This window comes from Halomonas dongshanensis (assembly GCF_024790395.1).
In the GTDB taxonomy this organism is placed as follows: Bacteria; Pseudomonadota; Gammaproteobacteria; order Pseudomonadales; family Halomonadaceae; genus Vreelandella; species Vreelandella dongshanensis.
Window position 1 is genome coordinate 577,305 of the sequence record NZ_JAJISC010000002.1, and the last position, 16,893, is coordinate 594,197.

The following is a 16,893-nucleotide window of genomic DNA, read 5'->3' on the forward strand; positions in this document are numbered from 1 at the left end:
CACTGACCTTCAGTGCGGCGCTTTTTTTAGCGCTAAGCATGGGCTCATTTTGGTTAAGTTTGCGGTATAACGCACGAACGTGCACGAAGCGGCGTTCGAGCGCGACGGCACCATACCCGTAGGGGGTTAAAGGGGAGTTCAGCCATGCGCAATAATCAGCCCGTCACCCAGCACGAGTACGTGCTGGGTGACGATACCGTCCTCATCTCGCGTGCCGATCTCGATGGCAACGTCACCTATGCCAGCCCCGATTTCATCGAGGTCAGCGGTTATACCCGCGACGAGCTGGTGGGCGCACCGCACAACCTGATTCGCCACCCAGATATGCCCAAGGCCGCTTTTGCAGACTTATGGAAGACGCTAAAGGCGGGCAATACCTGGCAGGGGCTGGTCAAGAACCGGCGCAAGAACGGCGATCACTACTGGGTCTACGCGACCTTGGCGCCGCTGCGCGACGGCGAACGCGTGGTGGGCTACACCTCGGTGCGACGTAAGGCTAACCCCGACGCCGTGACACTTGCCGAACGAGTCTATACCGAGCTGCGCGAGAAGGGGCGCTCACGCCGTTATCGCTTGGTGCAGGGGGCTCTGCGGCGACGGGGGCTAGCTGCCTGGTTTGGCGCTCTACGCTTGGTCACGCTCAAGGCCCGCTTGGTGAGCCTAGTGGTTATCGCGCTAGCGCTACTTGGACTTGCTGGGGGGCTTGGCGTCTATGCACAGATGGTGGCAGGAGAGCGCCTGGATACGCTCAACCGCGCGGGGCTTGAAGGCGTGGCTGAACTTCAACTGATCGAGCGCCAAATCGGTCAGTCGCTCGATGTCCTCGAGCCCGCCGTGCGTAATCCCAGACGTGTCGACCAGGAGGCTGTGGCGGTGGCGCTTGAACAGGCTGAGGCACGCATCGATGCCAGTTGGCAACACTATCAAGCCCAGCGCGATATCAATGACCCAGCGCTCGTCGCGTTTGGTACCTCGCTGGCGCAGTGGCATACGGGAGTGACGAATGCCTGGGGAGCAGTTACTCAAGGCAACGGCTTTGCCGCTTTTGAAGCTTTGAACGATAGTGTTTTGCCGCTGACCGATAGCCTACGTGAGATGGGTAGCGCCTTGGTGGTGACCGAACGGGCCGAAGCACAGACATTGGTCGAACGGGCCCAGAGAGACCAGCGCCAGCTACTTGGCGCGCAGATAGCGCTGGTAGCTCTTGGCGCGCTACTGCTGATTGGGTTGGGGGTGGTCATTTTGCGTTCTCTTTTGCGCAGCCTCGCCGGTGCGCGCTACGTCACTTTTCAAGTGGCGGCGGGGAACCTGGCCGCCAGAGAGCGGCGTCAGCGCCAGGACGAGCTGGGTGAGCTGCTCTACTCGCTGGATACCATGCGCTTTAGCCTGGCGAGCATTGCTGGCGACGTCGATGAGCGGGTGGGTGTGGTCACGCCCGCCGTGCTGCACATTGCCACGCAAAACGAAGAGCTCGCCGCGCGCACCGAGCAGCAGGCGTCGTCACTACAGCAAACGGCCGCCAGCATGGAAGAGATGACCACCACCGTGCAGCAAAATACCGAGTACGCGCGCCAAGCAAGCGACTTGGCCGCGCAGAATGCGCGCAGCACCCAAGAGACTGGTGAGCGTATGCAGCAGCTGGTGGAGCGCATGCAGCGCATTGCTCAAAGCGCCGAGAAGATGGCTGAAATGATCGGCGTCATCGATGGTATTGCCTTCCAAACCAACATCTTGGCGCTAAACGCGTCGGTAGAAGCGGCACGTGCGGGAGAGCATGGCCGAGGATTTTCCGTGGTGGCAAGCGAAGTAAGAAGCCTTGCCGGACGCTCTGCGGCGGCGGCCAAGGAGATTCGCCATATGATCGATACCACCACCCAGGAGGTGAGCGGCGGGCGCATGGCGCTCGAGCAGGCCGAGCGCTCGATTCAGAGCGTTACCGGCGAGGTGCTGCGCGTCAGCGAGCTCATGGCCGCGATCAGTAGCGCCTCGAACGAGCAAAACAGCGGCATCGGCCAAATCAACGCCGCCGTCGCCGAGATGGATCACGTCACTCAGCAAAACGCCGCCAAGGTACAGTCGATTGCCGCCTCGGCGGATAACTTGACCAAGGAGGCCTTCGAACTTGCCAATGTCGTCGATGCTTTCCGCTTGGAAGGCGCGCAAGCCGAAAGCGTGCAGGCCGCGCGGGCCAAGCTCAACGGTGGCGCTGCCCGTCAGGCCCCGCACGACGCGACGGCGTGGTTACCGGCCGTTAGTCGTGAGGGCAAGGCGAGCTGGATGACGTTTTGAGGGTTAACTAAGAGAGCAAATAAGGGGGCGACGCGATCAGTCGTCCCCGTAGTACTGCACGCCGATCTTGATACGGTCGCGGCCGTTTTGCTCGCGCCATTTGTTGGAATCGCGGAAAGAGTAGGCGCAGCCGCAGTACTCTTGCTGATAGAAGCGCTCGCGCTTGGCGATTTCGATCATGCGGCTTGAACCCCCGCCCTTACGCCAGTTGAAGGTCCAGTAGTGCAGATCGGGATAGCGGGCGGCGGCGCGCAGCCCACAATCGTTGATCTGCTCCATGTTCTTCCAGCGTGAAATACCCAGGCAGCTAGTGAAAGTATCGAAGCCGTGCTCGTGGGCATAGAGAGCGGTGCGTTCGAAGCGCATATCGAAGCAGACGCGACAGCGTTCGCCGCGTTCGGGCTCCCACTCGAGCCCCTTCACTCGCTCGAACCAGTTCATGACGTCGTAGTCGGCATCCACGAAAGGAATGCCGAGCTTTTCGGCGAACCGCACGTTCTCTTCCTTGCGGATCATGTACTCCTTTTGCGGATGGATGTTGGGGTTATAGAAGTAGATGGTGAACTTGATGCCAGCATCTGCCATGCGCTCCATGACGTCTCCCGAGCAAGGGGCACAGCAGGAGTGCAGCAGGACGTTCTTGGACCCCGTGGGCGTTTCGAGGACGATACTCTCTTGTGGCATGGGTGAAACACCTGTGCTGATACGGTTCGACGTGAATGCAAACGCCGCGCTGCCAAGGGCAGCGCGGTCGGGGGTACGCACAGCGTACCGCTGTCGTGTGACGTTGCGCGCAGCATATCACATGTTGATGGGCGACTTGTCTAGCTAAGCTAGCGCTGACGCTATTTTACTTGGGTGGCCTCACGCGCTGCGATGAAGTGATCGCGCAGGCGGGCGATCTCCTCGGGCGACCAGCCCTCGGGCTCGGTGAGCGCTACCCAAGCATCGATGTAGTGCTCGGCGGCTACCTCGTGACCAAACCCCGGCGGCGCCCCGCCGGTGCCGAGATCCGCTAAAAGCTGGAGCATGGTGACCACAGGGTACCAGCGTAGATCCGGCGAGACGTCTGGGCCGCGTGGCGCGCGCATCCAATCCGGTTCGCGCCAGAAGGCCGCCGGGTCGAAAAATACGATGGGATCGCTTGCGTACTGCAAATAGGCGATGCGGAAATCGCCCCAGGCATTGGCGTAGCCATCGTAGCCTTGGGTTTGGTTCATAAAGCGCACCACGCGGCCACCGCGAAAGGTGGGTAGCCAAGCAGGCGAGCCGGGGTCACGGTCGGCCGTCACGCTGCGCCAGGTATCGCTGCGAAAGGGCGGGCCCGCCCAGAGGGCGCCATCGAAGGGGTCTTCGATGATGTCGTAAAAATCGAAGGAGCGATCGGAGTTGAGCGCACCCAGGCTCAAGCCAAAGAGATAGAGCTTGGGCCGCGAGGACTCGGGCAGTTGGCTCCAGTAGCGGTAAATGGCGGTGAACAGCGCCCGCGCGCTCTCTATGCCGTACTCGCCCTCGGCAATCAGCGATAAATGGCTGGGCAAGTAGGAGTACTGCGCCGTTACCGTGGCAATATCACCTCGGTGCAGATACTCCACCGTATTTTGCGCGCCTGGGTCGATCCAGCCACGCCCGGTGGGGGTCGCTAGAATCAGCGTCGAGCGCTCGAACCCACCGACGCGAATAAGCTCTTCGAGAGCGAGTTCGGCGCGCGCCTCAGCGGTGTCGGCGCCGTTGAGACCCACGTAGACGCGAATGGGCCGCTCGGCGGGTTCACCTAAAAAGTCGCCGATCTCCTCGGCGCTTGGGCCCTGGGTGACGAAGCGCCGTCCGCGGCTGCCAAGCGCCTCCCAACTGATCGCGGAGGCTTCGCTGCCGGGGAGCAGTGGGTCGCTCGGCGGCGTCAAATCGTCCTGCATGATGTCATCGAGCTGCTGATAGAAGCGGTCGGCGGTTCTCAAGGCGGAGGAGAAAATTACCCCTTCCAGCAGAAGCCAAAATAGGGCAGTGGCGGCAAGCGTGCCCAGTACAAAGGCCAGTCGAGCAGGAAGAAAGCGCGCTAGCCGCCGGGCGAGAAGGCCCAGCGTGTGCCTGAAGGCAAGCCCCACTAGGTAGAGAGTGGCAAACAGCGTAACGGCGATGGCCGCCACGTGCAGCGGATGGGTTGCCGCTGTGGCCTCCATGCCCATCAAGCCACGCAGGGTGTCTTGCCAACCTGCCGCTCGCCAGAGAAATAGCGCTGCCAGCAGCAGGCAGAGTGCTGCCGCCGTGCGTTTTATCCAGCGCTCGGCGGCAGGTTTGGGTTCGGGAAGGTGGAGAGAGTGCCAAAGCGAGCGCAGCAGGGCGCCAATGGCGTAGCCTGCGGTGAAGCAGAGCCCGGACACCACGCCCTGAGCAATGAGCGGGCGCGGTACCAGGCTAGGCGTTAGCGAGAGGGCGAATAGCAGCGTACCCAGTAACAGTCCGGTACTGGAAAAGCGCTGTAGCGAAAGGAGCTTCCATTGAAATCCGCGCTGATCGGACATGCCCATTCTCCACTCCTTTGACCCATTCCTTTTCTAGTCTCTGTGCGACACTTACCTGATGGCGTCAGCTTATCTGATACCAGAACCGCTATGCGTTTGAGCTAGCCAATCAGTTAAAAACGGTAGTTGAGGGAGGCGCCCGCGATGGATTGCCAGTCGCTGCCCAGATCATCGACGATGGGGCTGTCGGCGGCCTCACCGGTCAAATAGCTGGTACCAACGAATCCGGTGACCGACCAGTCGTTTGCCAGCGCGTAGGTCAGGCTTCCGCTAACACCAAAACGCCAGTAGCCACCATCGGTATGGTAGGCCGCCACGCCGCTACGCGCGCTATCTTGCTCGGAAACGCTGAAGTAGGCATCGGTCCAGGCGCCGTTGGCGTAGGTAATGCTGGGGGTAACGGAGGCGACGAGGCGCTGGCTGATCGGCAAGCGCAGTGACGCTGCCGCCTCGTACTCTGCCCCTTTGACGTCGCCTGTGACCGCGCTTTGGCCGGACAGGCTTAGCGTCGTCATGCCTTCGGTGTAATCGGCACGCAGCCCGAGCGTAGCGCCACCGCGTACTTTATCGAAGGCGTCGAGATCGCCGCGATCGTCGCGTCCGAAGGTGTAACCGATGAAGGGAGAAAGGCGCCAGTTACCTTGGCGGATTGCGTGCCACTGGATACCGCGATCCGGCGAGATCGTCAGGCTCTCACCGTAGCTTGCGCGAAGGGCAGGCCAGACGCGCGTGCGATAGTCGTCGCTGCCGAGATAGTCGGGTGCCGTAATCACCCCTAGACCGATGTTGCCTTCCCAGCTTTCGGCCCAGGCGCTGGTTGCAAAAAGCGCGCCGAAGAGCGGCGCGCACCACATACCTACCTTGGTAGACGTTTTCAAGGTCTCATTCCTTTTGAGTAAAACCGGGGGTTGGCGCTTGAACGTTATTAACATACGTAATGGTATGTTAGTTGCTCGGCAGTGCCAACCGTAGGATCGAGGTAAGTAGCACCGCAACAAGTAGGAGCCAAAGAAGATTAAGACAGGGCGCTAAATGACGCTGGGGTAATTCATCCTATCCAAGCTTAGGTTATCGTAATATAAGAGTATGTATCATTCGGGTAACTCGACTGTTGCCGCGACGCCTAAGCGTTCGATGACCGTACTGCCCCGCACCTTGGGTGCGCGATGAAAGGAAAGAGAGAATGTCGAGTCGCCGTGATCCGCCCGACGCCGTCTCCTCGCACGCTTTAGCGCTCGTGCCGCTGCCACTTTCGATTAGTCACGCACTGCACGATCAGCAGGCGCTGCCTTCGCTTCCAACGGCGGTAACGCGCCTACTCGAACTTGCGCGTTCGCCTCACGCAGCGTTGAGCGAGTATGCCGCCATCATCGAGAGCGACCCAGCGCTGACGCTGCGTCTCGTCGCTTTGGCCAATAGCGCTTTTTATGCCCATAGTCAGCGTAGCGTGACCTCGGGCCACGATGCCATCGTACGCCTGGGGCTTGAAACTACGCTGGCGGCAGCGTTGAGTTTTGGCTTGGCGAAGCTTGCGTGTGTGAGCGGGCTTGAGCGTATCTGGCGGCGCGCCATCGTCGCTGCCGTCGCGGCGCGCTATCTCGCCGAGAGGCTCTGCCCGGACGATCGTCACGACGTCTTCACCGCCGCTTTGCTGCAGGATATCGGTATGCTGGCGCTTTCTGCGCTCTATCCCGAGACCGTTGACGCGCTCTATAGCGACGACGAGCTTAGCCACGCCGAGCTTGCCCTGCGTGAGCGGGCGCTGCTCGATACCGATCACGCCTGCGTCGGAGCCTGGCTTGCCTCGCAGTGGGGCGTGCCTGAAGCGCTTGTAGTGGCCATCGCGCAAAGCCATTTTGCACCTCTAGCGCCAACGCCCGCTGAGTTCTGTTTGCAGCTCTCGGGGCTAGTGGCCGATGCCTGGCTTGCCCCCGAGCCAATACGTGCACTGCAAGGGTTCTTGGCCTATGTCGCTAGTCATCGCCACGAAGAGCTTGCTTTTGACATCCCATTAGAGACGCTGCTTGCCGATATCAAGACACGCCTGCCGCCTTGGGCCGAGCTGATGGCGATCACCGCACTTTCTGAGCACGATAACGAGCGTCTTTTGAGCGCCGCCCAACAGCTACTTTTTCAGCAGTCGCTCTCGCTTCAGCAGCGCCTGCATGAAAAGGAGCGCGAGCTTGAAGCTTGGCAGGCGCGCAGCCGCCTGGATGCGCTGACCGGCCTTGCTAGCCGAGCCTACCTCGAAGAGCAGCTCTTGGAGCAGTTCACGCTCTCAAAGGCCGAAGCGGCGCCATTGGCGATCATGTTCATCGATATCGATCACTTCAAGGCGCTCAACGATGCCTATGGGCATCAACTGGGTGACAGCGTGCTTCAGCGTTTCAGCGAAGTGCTATTGAGCGTGTTGCCCGAGGGTGCGGTGGCTGGACGCTATGGCGGCGAGGAGTTTCTCGTGCTCTTTTCCTATCGTCGCGCCTGCGAGCTTGCGCCTATAGCGCAGACACTGATCGAGACGCTCCAGCATACGGCCGTGGCGCAGGTAGAGGAGGGGGAGCTTAGACTTTCGGTTTCGATCGGTATTGCCTGTAGCGAAGACGCCGACTTTGCTAGCCCCCGCGAGCTAATCGACGCCGCCGACCAGAGTATGTACCGCATCAAGCGGACCGGGCGGGGGAGCGTGGCGCTCTTCGAATCACCCGCCAGTTAGAGATCTCCGTCTAAAAAAACCGCTACGTGGAGGCGTAAAACGCAACGAGGCACGCTAGGCGTGCCTCGTTGCATGGGGCCTCACTGGTTAGGGCGTGGGTAGCAGCAGCGGCATCACGAAGTAGACGAAAACGCTGATGACGATGGCGCTGACGATGTTCATGAATAGCCCCGCTTTGGCCATCTGCAAGATCGATATCCGGCCACTTGAGAAGACTGCTGCGTTGGGCGGCGTCGAAATCGGCAGCATGAAGGCACAGGTCGTCGCCAGAGCGACCGCGACCATCAGCCCCAGCGGGTTGCCGGTGGTGATGGCAGTGGCAAGTCCTGCGGTGATCGGCAGCGCCATATTGGCCGTAGCGGTGTTGGAGATGATCTCGGTGAGGAACAGCATGAGAAACACCATGAACAGCAGCAGCCAGAAGTAGCTTACGCCATCCAAGAGTTCGAGCTGATCGCTAATCCAGCCGGTCAGGTCGCTGGCGCTGAAGGCAGCCGCGAGCGCCATGCCCCCACCCCAGAGGATGAACAGCCCCCAAGGCAGCTCCTTCATGTCCTCCCACACCAGCAGGCTGCGCTTTTCGCTATGGGCGGGAATGATGAACAGCGAAATGGCCGCGATGATGGCGATCAAGGTGTCGTTGATGGGTAAGTCGAAAAACGGCGCCAGCCAACCACGCAGCGCCCAAGCCAAGGCGGTGATGACGAACACGCCCAGCACACGCTTCTCTTCGCGACTCATGGGGCCTAAGGCTTCAAGCTCCTGGGCGACGAAGTTGACCTCCATGCGCGTGCTCGGCACCTTGGCATAAATGCGGGTGAGATAGACGTAGAGGACGGCGAGTAGGATTAGCGTCAGCGGCAGAGCGAAGATCATCCACTGTAAAAAGCTGATCTCGACGTCGAAGAACTGCGGAATCATTGCCACCACGATGCCGTTGGGCACCGAGCCGATGATGGTAGCAAGCCCCCCGATAGAGGCTGAGTAGGCCACGGTCAGCAGCAGCGTGCGGGCAAAGGCGTCGCGCTCATGCTTGGCGAACTGATCGCGCTCGTCCAGCTCGCCGAGCAGTGCCACGGCAATGGGGAGCATCATCAGCGCAGTGGCCGCGTTGGAGATCCACATCGACAAAAAGGCCGAGGCGATCATCACTCCCAGCACGATGCTACGTAGGCTGTTCCCGATACGATTGACGATGGAGAGGGCTATGCGCCGGTGGAGGTTCCAGCGCTCGATGGCGATTGCCAGAATGAAGCCGCCCATGTACATGTAGATGACCGGGTTGGCGTAGCCCACGACGGCCTCGTCCATCGGCATTACCCCGGTCAGCGGCAGCAGTACCATGGGGAGGAACGAGGTTACCGGAATGGGCACCGGCTCGGTGACCCACCAGACGGCCATCCAGGCGGTAAGGCCGAGGACGATACGCGGCATCGGGTCGATCAGCGTATCGGGCATAGTGGCCTGAATGAGGGCAAAGAGTAGCGGACCGCCGAGCAAAGGCAGCCAGCGGCGCCAATCGTGTAGCAGTGAGGCCATAACATCTCCGTGGCGAGAGGGCGCGATGGAAAGCGTGCAAAAGCCGCAATGAAAAGAGAGCGAGCATCCTACCACTTAGGTTTATTAGTCGTTGGTTGTATGGCTTAGACTTTGGTAGTGGTTAAGTTGAGTAAGCCTTTCACGCACTCGTCGTTACGTTTCGCGACCTGAGAGTGATCGCTGAGTTTTTATAGTTAATTTTTTTAATATCAGCTTCTTATGGGTTTTCTTCTGTTGCCTATAGAAGAATTCGGCCATCTTTATCATGGGTTAGATAAATAGGTGCCGTTAAGGTCCAAGGTGGCGCCTACCCCAGGGAGGGGCACGACGGAACGCCATGCGGGAGTCGCATAAATGAGCCAAGGATGCACGTGCAGGAAGCGCGTGGTGTGCGCTCAGGGAGGAACGAATAACCCCCGGCTTAGACGCCGGGGGTTTTTTATTACAGCCACTACGCGGTGAGCGCTACTTCTTCGCCTTCTTCTCTTTTATCACTTTATCCTTCGCTTTGCCTTTCGCCGCACCGCTGTCATCGCTTTCGGGTTTGGCGCTGCCCTGGTGACGCAGCGGGGTCGCGTTGTCCAGGCGCGGGTGATGATCGAGGAACTCGCGCGCCAGATCGGGCAGGGCATCGAGTGCTTCGATGGTATGGTGCAGGGCGTGAATGGCGGCCAGCACGTCCTGAGTGTTGCCGGTTTCCGAAATGGTGTGCATGTTGCGGATCGGGAAACCTACCGAGGTCGCGGCGCTGTCGATGGCGGCAAGCACGCCGGCCATGCCATCGGTGCCGGTATCTACGCCGACCATATCGCGCTGGAAGGGGATGTCGTGGGCCTTGGCGGCGGTAGCGATGATACGGTTGAGCTGTTCGCTGGCGATAGAGCCAACCGACAAGGTGAAGCCCTTACCCATCTCCAGCGGCTGCATGCGCTTGTCGCCGATGCCGGGGGCGGCTACGTAGTCGTGGTTGACGTCGATGCCGATGATGGCATCGGGTTTGAGCTCACCGGCCATCACTCGGCTGCCAAAGCGGCCGATCTCTTCGTAACTGGCGATGGCGAAGAGCACGCGTACCTGCTCGGTGCCGCCCGCTTCGGCGACCAAGCGCGCCACCTCGGCAGTAACGAAGCAGCCCAGGCCGTTATCGAGATAGGCGCCGTAGAAGGTATTGGGGCTGAAACCCTCTTTGATGGGGCGATTGAAAATGATCGAATCGCCTGGGCGTACGCCGAGATTCAGCACCTGCTGCTTCTTATTCTCACCGTGTATCTGCAGATCCAGATAGATCTGCTCTTTCTTGAGGCCGCGCTCGCCACTGCGGGTAGCAGGATCGGAGAAGTGAATCGCTCCCAGCGCTTCGACCGTGCCGCCTTCGATACGCCGATAGTGGCCGGGTGCCTCGGGGTCTTCGCTAAACAGCGTCACTTCGTGGCCAATGAGCACCGTGGGCAGAAAGGAGTCGGTATTGATCCATATCTTGCCGTCTTCGCCAATCGAGCGCACCTGCATGCGGATCTTGTCGGCATGGCCAATCAGCATCAGCGTGAACATGTCGTCGCGCCCAGGATGGGTGTCGAGCACCACACCGGCATTCCCCTTGAACTGATGAAGCTGCCAATCGCTCGGCGCGAAGCTCTCGAAGTAGGGCTTCAGCACGCCGTAGGTCATCGCCCCTTCTAGGCCCACAGGGCTCGGCGCGGCAAGAATGTCGCGCATCAGCGAGAACTGCGCATCGGGCATCGGTTGAGTCCAGGGGGCTCGGGTATCGCTCATCGTCACTCTCCATCAGGTGCCCTAAGGGCATGTGAAGTTAGTCTGCCAGATGTCTGCTCATTCCACTATTGGACCATGCTGGCGCAGACCCTAGGCACGTAATATGCAGGCTAAGGATCGAATCACAACCGTTTCATTCCCACTTTTGGCCTTATGGCGCCATCTATATAAACAGTGCATAAAAGCGATTCCTACAAGGAGTGCCGCGTGACCGCCAAGCCCTTAAATACCTTAAGCGCTCAGCGCTACAAAGTGCTGCTAGCGGGCGTATGTAGCCAGTTGCTCTGCGTGGGGGTGGCCCGCTTTGCCTATACGCCGCTGCTGCCGGTGATGCAGGAGCAGGCGGGGATGAGCGATGCCTTGGGTGGATGGTTGGCCGCGCTTAACTACCTGGGGTACATGCTGGGCGCGGTGCTGGCGTCGTTGATTGGCGATATTCGCCTGAAAGATACGCTGTTTCGTATTGGGCTTGTGCTTGCGCTGATGACTACGGCGGGCATGGCGCTGAGCGATGACGTTTGGCTCTGGGCGAGCATGCGTTTTCTTGCCGGGCTCTCTAGTAGCGCCTCGATGCTGCTCGCCTCGGGGCTCATCCTTCACTGGCTGTTGCAGCATCGCCAGCGCGGCGAGCTGGGCATTCATTTTGCCGGGCTCGGCGTGGGGATCGTTATCTCGGCGCTCGCCGTGGAGGCGATGATGCGGGCGTCGTTTGGCTGGCAGGCCCAGTGGTGGGGCTTTGCTCTGGTTTCCCTGGTGCTGCTGTTTCCCGCCTGGGTATGGCTGCCGCGCCCATACGTTTCGCGCGTGAGTGTCGCAACTAAGGCCGCACCTGCGTCGCGGCCACCGAGTGCCACCTTCATGCGTTTGATGTTCGCCGCCTACTTCTGCGCGGGCTATGGCTACGTGATTAGCGCCACCTTCATCGTGGTGATCGTCGAGCGGCTGCCGGGGCTTTCGGGCATGGGGAATCTGGTCTTTGCCCTGGTTGGTGTATCCGCTGCGATCACCGTCATGCTGTGGGATTTGGTGGCGCGGCGTATTGGCTATTTGGGGGCGCTGATCATGGCCATGGCGCTGCAAGTGGTGGGCATCCTGTTACCGGCGTTGACCTCGAGCCTTATAGGCGTGCTGATCAGTGCGCTGCTCTATGGCGGTACGTTCCTTGGCTGCGTGAGTTTGGTGCTGACCATGGCGGGGCGCCTCTATCCTGCAAGCCCGGCCAAGCTCATGGGGAAACTGACCCTGGCGTACGGCGCGGCGCAAATCCTCGCCCCAGCGCTGACCGGTTCTCTTGCCGAGGCCACCGGGCATTATGCGGTGGGGTTGTGGCTGGCGGCAGGCTTGGTGCTTTGCGGGGCGCTTTTGCTCGTGTGGTTAAGGCAAGTGGACCAGACCGCCCAGCGTCTCGATGCCGAGGCCAAGGCGCTGCGTTCGGGGCAGGCAAGTTGAATTCGGAAGAGTTGAATTCGGGCTTAGGTTTTTGACCCTCGATCCTCTACGATAGAGCACTTTTCGATAGTGGCGGGATAGAGACCATGACATCTTCCGAGCAACCTCGCGTTCAGTGGCTGGGCCGCTGGGGGTTCATTCTGGCGGCGACCGGCTCGGCCGTGGGGCTGGGCAATATCTGGAAGTTCCCCTATATGACCGGCGAGTATGGCGGCGGCGCCTTCGTTCTGGTCTATCTGGCCTGTATTCTGGCGGTGGGCGTGCCGGTGATGATGTGCGAAATCGCCTTTGGTCGCCGTGGCCGCGGCAGTCCCATCGATGCCTTCCGGCGCATGGCCAAGGAGTCGGGGCGCTCGCCGCTGTGGTCGATCTTGGGCTGGATGTCGATGCTCAGCGGCTTCATGATCCTATCGTTCTACGTCATCGTGGCCGGGTGGTCCTTCGCCTATTTGTGGAAAGTGGTGAGCGGTGGTCTGACCGGCGCTAACGTGGGCGACATGGTGGCCATTTTCGAAGCCAACAATGCCAACCCGTGGAACCTGGGCGGCTGGAGCACCATGGTGACGCTGGTCACCATGGTGATCGTGGGCATGGGGGTACAGAAGGGGATAGAGCGTAGCGTCGGTTGGATGATGCCGGGGCTGGTGGTCATGCTGGTCATCTTGATCGTCTACAACGTCTTCTCCGGCGGCTTTGGCGAGGCGGTGAGCTTTCTCTTCTCCTTCAACGCGGGCAGCCTCTCCAGCGCCGGTATGCTGGCGGCGCTGGGGCATGCGTTCTTCACGCTCTCCCTGGCGGCTGGGGCGATTCTTACCTACGGCAGCTACCTACCCCGCAGTGCCTCGATCGGGCGTACCACGCTGAGCGTCGCGCTGGCCGATACGGCGGTAGCGCTAATGGCGGGGTTGGCCATCTTCCCGGTTATTTTCAGCAACGGTATGGACCCGGGCGAAGGGCCGGGGCTGATCTTCATGAGCCTGCCGCTGGCGTTTCAGGCCATGCCGCTGGGCACACTCTTCGGCGTGCTGTTCTTCGTCATGCTGTCGATGGCGGCGCTGACCTCGTCGATCTCCATGGTCGAGGCAACGGTCTCCTGGCTGTGTGACAGCAAAGGCTTTTCGCGCCGGTGGGCAGCGTGGAGCTCGGGTATCGTGCTTTGGTTCATCAGTACGCTGGCCATGCTGTCGTTCAGCGCCGATTGGGCCGTGCTCGGCAAGACGCTGTTCGACTGGCTCGACTACCTCACCTCGCGCCTGTTAATGCCGCTTGGCGGGCTTGGCACCGTGGTGCTCGCGGGCTTCTTCATCCGCAACGAGGTGATGCGCGACGAGTTGGCCTTGCCGCCGCTGATCTACGCGCTGTGGCTGATCATGGTGCGCTACGTAAGCCCTCTGGGTATTCTGATCGTTTTCGTCGACGCGCTGGGCCTCTACTCGATCGCCTTTGCCAGCCAGTGGCCGTTCTTTTTGGCCATTCTGGTGGTCATGATGATCGTCGGCGAGCGGGTGAGTCCGCGCCTTGGCTTGGCGCTGCGCTCACGCTGACGCGACCGTGGCGGGCATTACCTCAGCTGTGTCGCCCGCCAGCCAGCGCCGCTGCCTTGCGATGAGCTCTCGCTCTGGCAGCGGCGTTTGGCAATGGGCATAGAGCCTTTGCAAAAACGCCTTCCGCGCCCCCTTGATGGGGCCACTCAATAGCACTGCCTCACTCAGCGCTTCCAGCACTGCGCTTTGCTCGCTCGTCTCAAGCATCGCACAGCGCTTGCGCGCATCATCCCAGTCGATCTCTACCTGATGGGGCTTTTCCGGCAACGTGCCAAGCAGCTCGGAAAGCAGCAGCACTAGGTTAGGGTGCGGATGATGGGTGCGCATCATCAGCTCACCAATGCCCTGAACGATCAGCCAGCGCTGGCGCTGCGATAGAGAGGTGAGCTTAGCATTAAGGCGCGCGACGCGTGACGGGCCGTAGGCCAAAAAGTGCGCTTGGCCCAGCACGCGCGCGGCGATCCAAGCGTTCCAGACCGCATAAAGAGGCCCCATGAGCAGCGGTATGACCCCGCGCAGCGCCAAGCGGCCGAGCAAACGGCGCATCACCAACCGCAGCAGAAAGCTACTCATGCTGATCTTGAGCCGATAGAGCAGTGCCTTGAGCGTTAGCTTCCAGCCACTCAGATAGGCGTGGGGGTTGATGCCATAGATGGCGTTGCCTGCACTGGGATATTCAAGCGCCACGCGCGCTACGCCGTGTACGGTCAGCTGTAGCGGCGGGGTAAGCGTACGCTCACGGGTGCAGTCAAGCCCTGCTAGACGTATCACCTTGGCGACCCCGCACAGCGAGTTCCAGTAGAGAAAGCCGATTTCGACGGCGGTAACGACGCCTGCGGCGGCGAAGTAGGCGATCCAGTAGGGCCCCTGCTCGATAAGGCTCATGTTCGACCAGCCGTCGATGGCAATGCGCTTCATCCACCATTCGCCGCCGCCAATGAGCGTACCCGAGACGATACCCGCCAGTGCCGCCCACACCATCGCCCAGCGTTTTACGCGAACGATGGCGCGTGCATGGGGCGCGGTAAGCGGGGCGTGGCGGGTGAGCCAGCGGATGATGTAGCGATGAGCCCAGCGCTGGGCGAGGTCGGGGGCGGGGGCGTATTCGCGATCGGGCCGGTCCAGTGGCATGAATGCTCCGTTTCCTTAATCCTGCGGCAAGACCCTAAGGGTAGACCATTGAATGCCGAGGCTATTTAGAAGGCGGCGTATTAAGACCTAGACGACTGCTGCGCGAGGTAGTGCGCCACGGCGCCGGGGTGGGTCCCCGCGCGGGCCAGCTCGCCCCACTGGGTGGTGAAGCGCGCAGAGCGGTGAGCGCAGCGTAGCTCCCAGGCACCCTGCGCCTGGGTCATGCCGAAGCGGATGGTGTCTTGGCCAAGGCGCCGGTTGATGGCGTCCACCGTGCCCATCAGTTCGGCGTGGCGCGGGCGCAGCGGTGGGTTCAACAGCGAGAGCTGATGCTGCTCGGCGTCGACCAGCCCCAACAGCATGACGCCCGCCTTGATGAAGCGGTAGCGCGGTCGATAGATCGCCGCAAGCCCCTGGCGTACGGCATCGAGAATATCGCGGGTGTCGTCGCTGAGCGTGGGGAGCGTTACTACTGTTTGGGGAAAATACTGCGGCTGATCACGGCGGTGACGATTGGTATGCAGAAACAGCAGCACCGCTCCGGCCAGGCTACCCTGGCGGCGCAGTTTCTCGGCGCTGCGCTGGGCGTGGCGGCGCAGCGCGTTATGGACATCGGCGTAGGCGCCGGTGGGTTGGCCGAACGAGCGCGAGGTCATGATGCGCTGGCGCGGCTCGTCCAGGGCGTTCATGCTCAGGCAGGGTGTTCCCGCAAGTTCCATGGCGGTACGCGCAAGCACCACCGAAAAGCGCTTGCGCAGCTGCTTGGGGTCAGCCTGGCTCAACGCCCAGGCGGTGCGAATGCCCATGAGCTCCAGGCGCGCGGCCAGGCGCCGCCCGACGCCCCATACTGCACCCACCGGCGTTGCTTTCAACCAGCGGTGAGTGACCGCATCGTTGCCTGCAAGTAAGCATACTCCTTCGAAGTGAGGCTCCTTTTTGGCCAAGTGGTTGGCGAACTTGGCCAGGGTGTGGGTCGGCGCCAGCCCCACGCACACCGGCAGCCCCAGCTGGCGGCGAATACGCCGTCGCAGCTGCTGCCCTAGGGTATGGCACTGCGTAGGCGTCATGCCGTCCAGGTAGATGAACATCTCATCGATGGAGTAGGGCGCTACCGCTGGGCAAACATCGCGCAGAAGCTGCGCTAGGCGCGCCGACATATCGCCGTAGAGCTCGTAATTCGATGAGCGCAGGTGGATGGACGCGGCGTTCTGCCCGTTGGTGAGTTGGTAGGCGGGCAGCCCCATGGGGATCTCCAGCGCCTTGAGCTCCTCTGAGCGGGCGATGATGCAGCCATCGTTGTTGGAGAGCACGGCGACCGGGCGCCCGTTGAGCTCGGGCTGGAACACTCGCTCGCAGCTAACGTAGAAGTTGTTGGCATCGACGAGACCTATCATCGCACGTACTCGTGAACCACGGCGCGCACCACGCCCCAGAGCTGGCAGTCGCTGTGGGCCAGCGGCAGCGGCGGGTAGTCGGGGTGCGATGAGCAAAGATGCGGCGTGCCCTGGTGCAGCGCGTAGCGCTTGATCAATAGCTCGTCATCGAGCATGACCACGAGGATATGGCCAAGGCGCGCGGGGATGCTGCGGTCGATGATGAGCAGGTCGTCGTGGAAGATGCCCCAGCCCTCCATGCTGTCGCCCGTTGCGGTCAAAAAGAAGGTCTGAGTGGGGTGCTTGATCAGCCGCGCGTTGAGGTCGAGCGTGAGCGGCTCGTAGTCCTGCGCCGGTGAGGGAAAGCCGCTGAAACCAGCGCGCGCCTTGAGCGACAGCAGGGGAAGCGGCAGGGTAGTGAGCGGTAGCCTAGGGGTGAACCGCGATGGCGAAACCGGCATCGTCGGTATCCTCGTGTCGAACGGTTAGTGTGTTTATATACAGTATTTGCTGGGTGAGGCAGAAATGCAAGCGACGTGGAGTAGCCGAGGCTAGGCGGC

At 61.2% G+C, this 16,893-nt stretch carries 12 protein-coding genes; 4 read left to right on the plus strand and 8 right to left on the minus strand.

Annotated features, from left to right (window positions below; genetic code table 11):
• Positions 1-144 precede the first annotated feature (144 nt).
• Entirely contained in the window at positions 145-2,289 is a 2,145-nt protein-coding gene (locus LLY24_RS06095) for a methyl-accepting chemotaxis protein (RefSeq protein WP_259035395.1), read from the plus strand.
• Positions 2,290-2,325: 36 nt separating this feature from the next.
• On the opposite strand, the gene LLY24_RS06100 is transcribed toward LLY24_RS06095, so the two are convergent.
• The 3 genes from LLY24_RS06100 to LLY24_RS06110 form a co-directional block, all read right to left on the minus strand.
• The gene (locus LLY24_RS06100) at positions 2,326-2,973 is read right to left on the minus strand and encodes an epoxyqueuosine reductase QueH (RefSeq protein ID WP_259035396.1); all 648 of its coding nucleotides are present in this window, start codon (positions 2,971-2,973) and stop codon (positions 2,326-2,328) included.
• Positions 2,974-3,134: 161 nt separating this feature from the next.
• A complete protein-coding gene (locus LLY24_RS06105; RefSeq protein ID WP_259035397.1) occupies positions 3,135-4,811 on the minus strand; it encodes an alpha/beta hydrolase in 1,677 nt (558 codons plus the stop codon).
• A gap of 113 nt (positions 4,812-4,924) precedes the next feature.
• A complete protein-coding gene (locus LLY24_RS06110) occupies positions 4,925-5,689 on the minus strand; it encodes a MipA/OmpV family protein (protein WP_259035398.1) in 765 nt (254 codons plus the stop codon).
• Between the two features lie 305 nt (positions 5,690-5,994).
• Here LLY24_RS06110 and LLY24_RS06115 point away from each other — a divergent pair, with 305 nt between their 5' ends.
• The gene (locus LLY24_RS06115; RefSeq protein ID WP_259035399.1) at positions 5,995-7,524 is read left to right on the plus strand and encodes a GGDEF domain-containing protein; all 1,530 of its coding nucleotides are present in this window, start codon (positions 5,995-5,997) and stop codon (positions 7,522-7,524) included.
• A gap of 87 nt (positions 7,525-7,611) precedes the next feature.
• On the opposite strand, the gene LLY24_RS06120 is transcribed toward LLY24_RS06115, so the two are convergent.
• Together LLY24_RS06120 and LLY24_RS06125 are read right to left on the minus strand one after the other, a co-directional pair.
• The gene (locus tag LLY24_RS06120) at positions 7,612-9,063 is read right to left on the minus strand and encodes an SLC13 family permease (RefSeq protein WP_259035400.1); all 1,452 of its coding nucleotides are present in this window, start codon (positions 9,061-9,063) and stop codon (positions 7,612-7,614) included.
• Positions 9,064-9,528: 465 nt separating this feature from the next.
• Entirely contained in the window at positions 9,529-10,836 is a 1,308-nt protein-coding gene (locus tag LLY24_RS06125; protein WP_259035401.1) for a M20/M25/M40 family metallo-hydrolase, read from the minus strand.
• 207 nt (positions 10,837-11,043) lie between these two features.
• On the opposite strand from LLY24_RS06125, the gene LLY24_RS06130 reads away from it, so the two are divergent.
• Both LLY24_RS06130 and LLY24_RS06135 read left to right on the plus strand, forming a co-directional pair.
• Positions 11,044-12,285, plus strand: coding sequence for a YbfB/YjiJ family MFS transporter (locus tag LLY24_RS06130; protein ID WP_259035402.1), 1,242 nt, complete (start codon positions 11,044-11,046; stop codon positions 12,283-12,285).
• Positions 12,286-12,371: 86 nt separating this feature from the next.
• Positions 12,372-13,829: a sodium-dependent transporter gene (locus LLY24_RS06135; protein ID WP_259035403.1), complete on the plus strand. Its 1,458-nt coding sequence runs from the start codon at positions 12,372-12,374 to the stop codon at positions 13,827-13,829.
• Here LLY24_RS06135 and LLY24_RS06140 read toward each other — a convergent pair.
• From LLY24_RS06140 to LLY24_RS06150, 3 genes are all read right to left on the minus strand, one after another.
• A complete protein-coding gene (locus LLY24_RS06140; protein WP_259035404.1) occupies positions 13,821-14,960 on the minus strand; it encodes an LBF_2804 family protein in 1,140 nt (379 codons plus the stop codon). The genes LLY24_RS06135 and LLY24_RS06140 overlap by 9 nt on opposite strands.
• A gap of 80 nt (positions 14,961-15,040) precedes the next feature.
• Positions 15,041-16,354 carry a Y-family DNA polymerase gene (locus LLY24_RS06145; RefSeq protein ID WP_259035405.1) on the minus strand — a complete coding sequence of 438 codons (1,314 nt, stop codon included), beginning with the start codon at positions 16,352-16,354 and terminating at the stop codon, positions 15,041-15,043.
• On the minus strand, positions 16,351-16,794 hold the full coding sequence (locus tag LLY24_RS06150) for a LexA family protein (RefSeq protein WP_259035406.1): 444 nt from the start codon (positions 16,792-16,794) through the stop codon (positions 16,351-16,353). Before LLY24_RS06150 ends, LLY24_RS06145 begins: the two co-directional genes overlap by 4 nt.
• Positions 16,795-16,893: the final 99 nt, after the last annotated feature.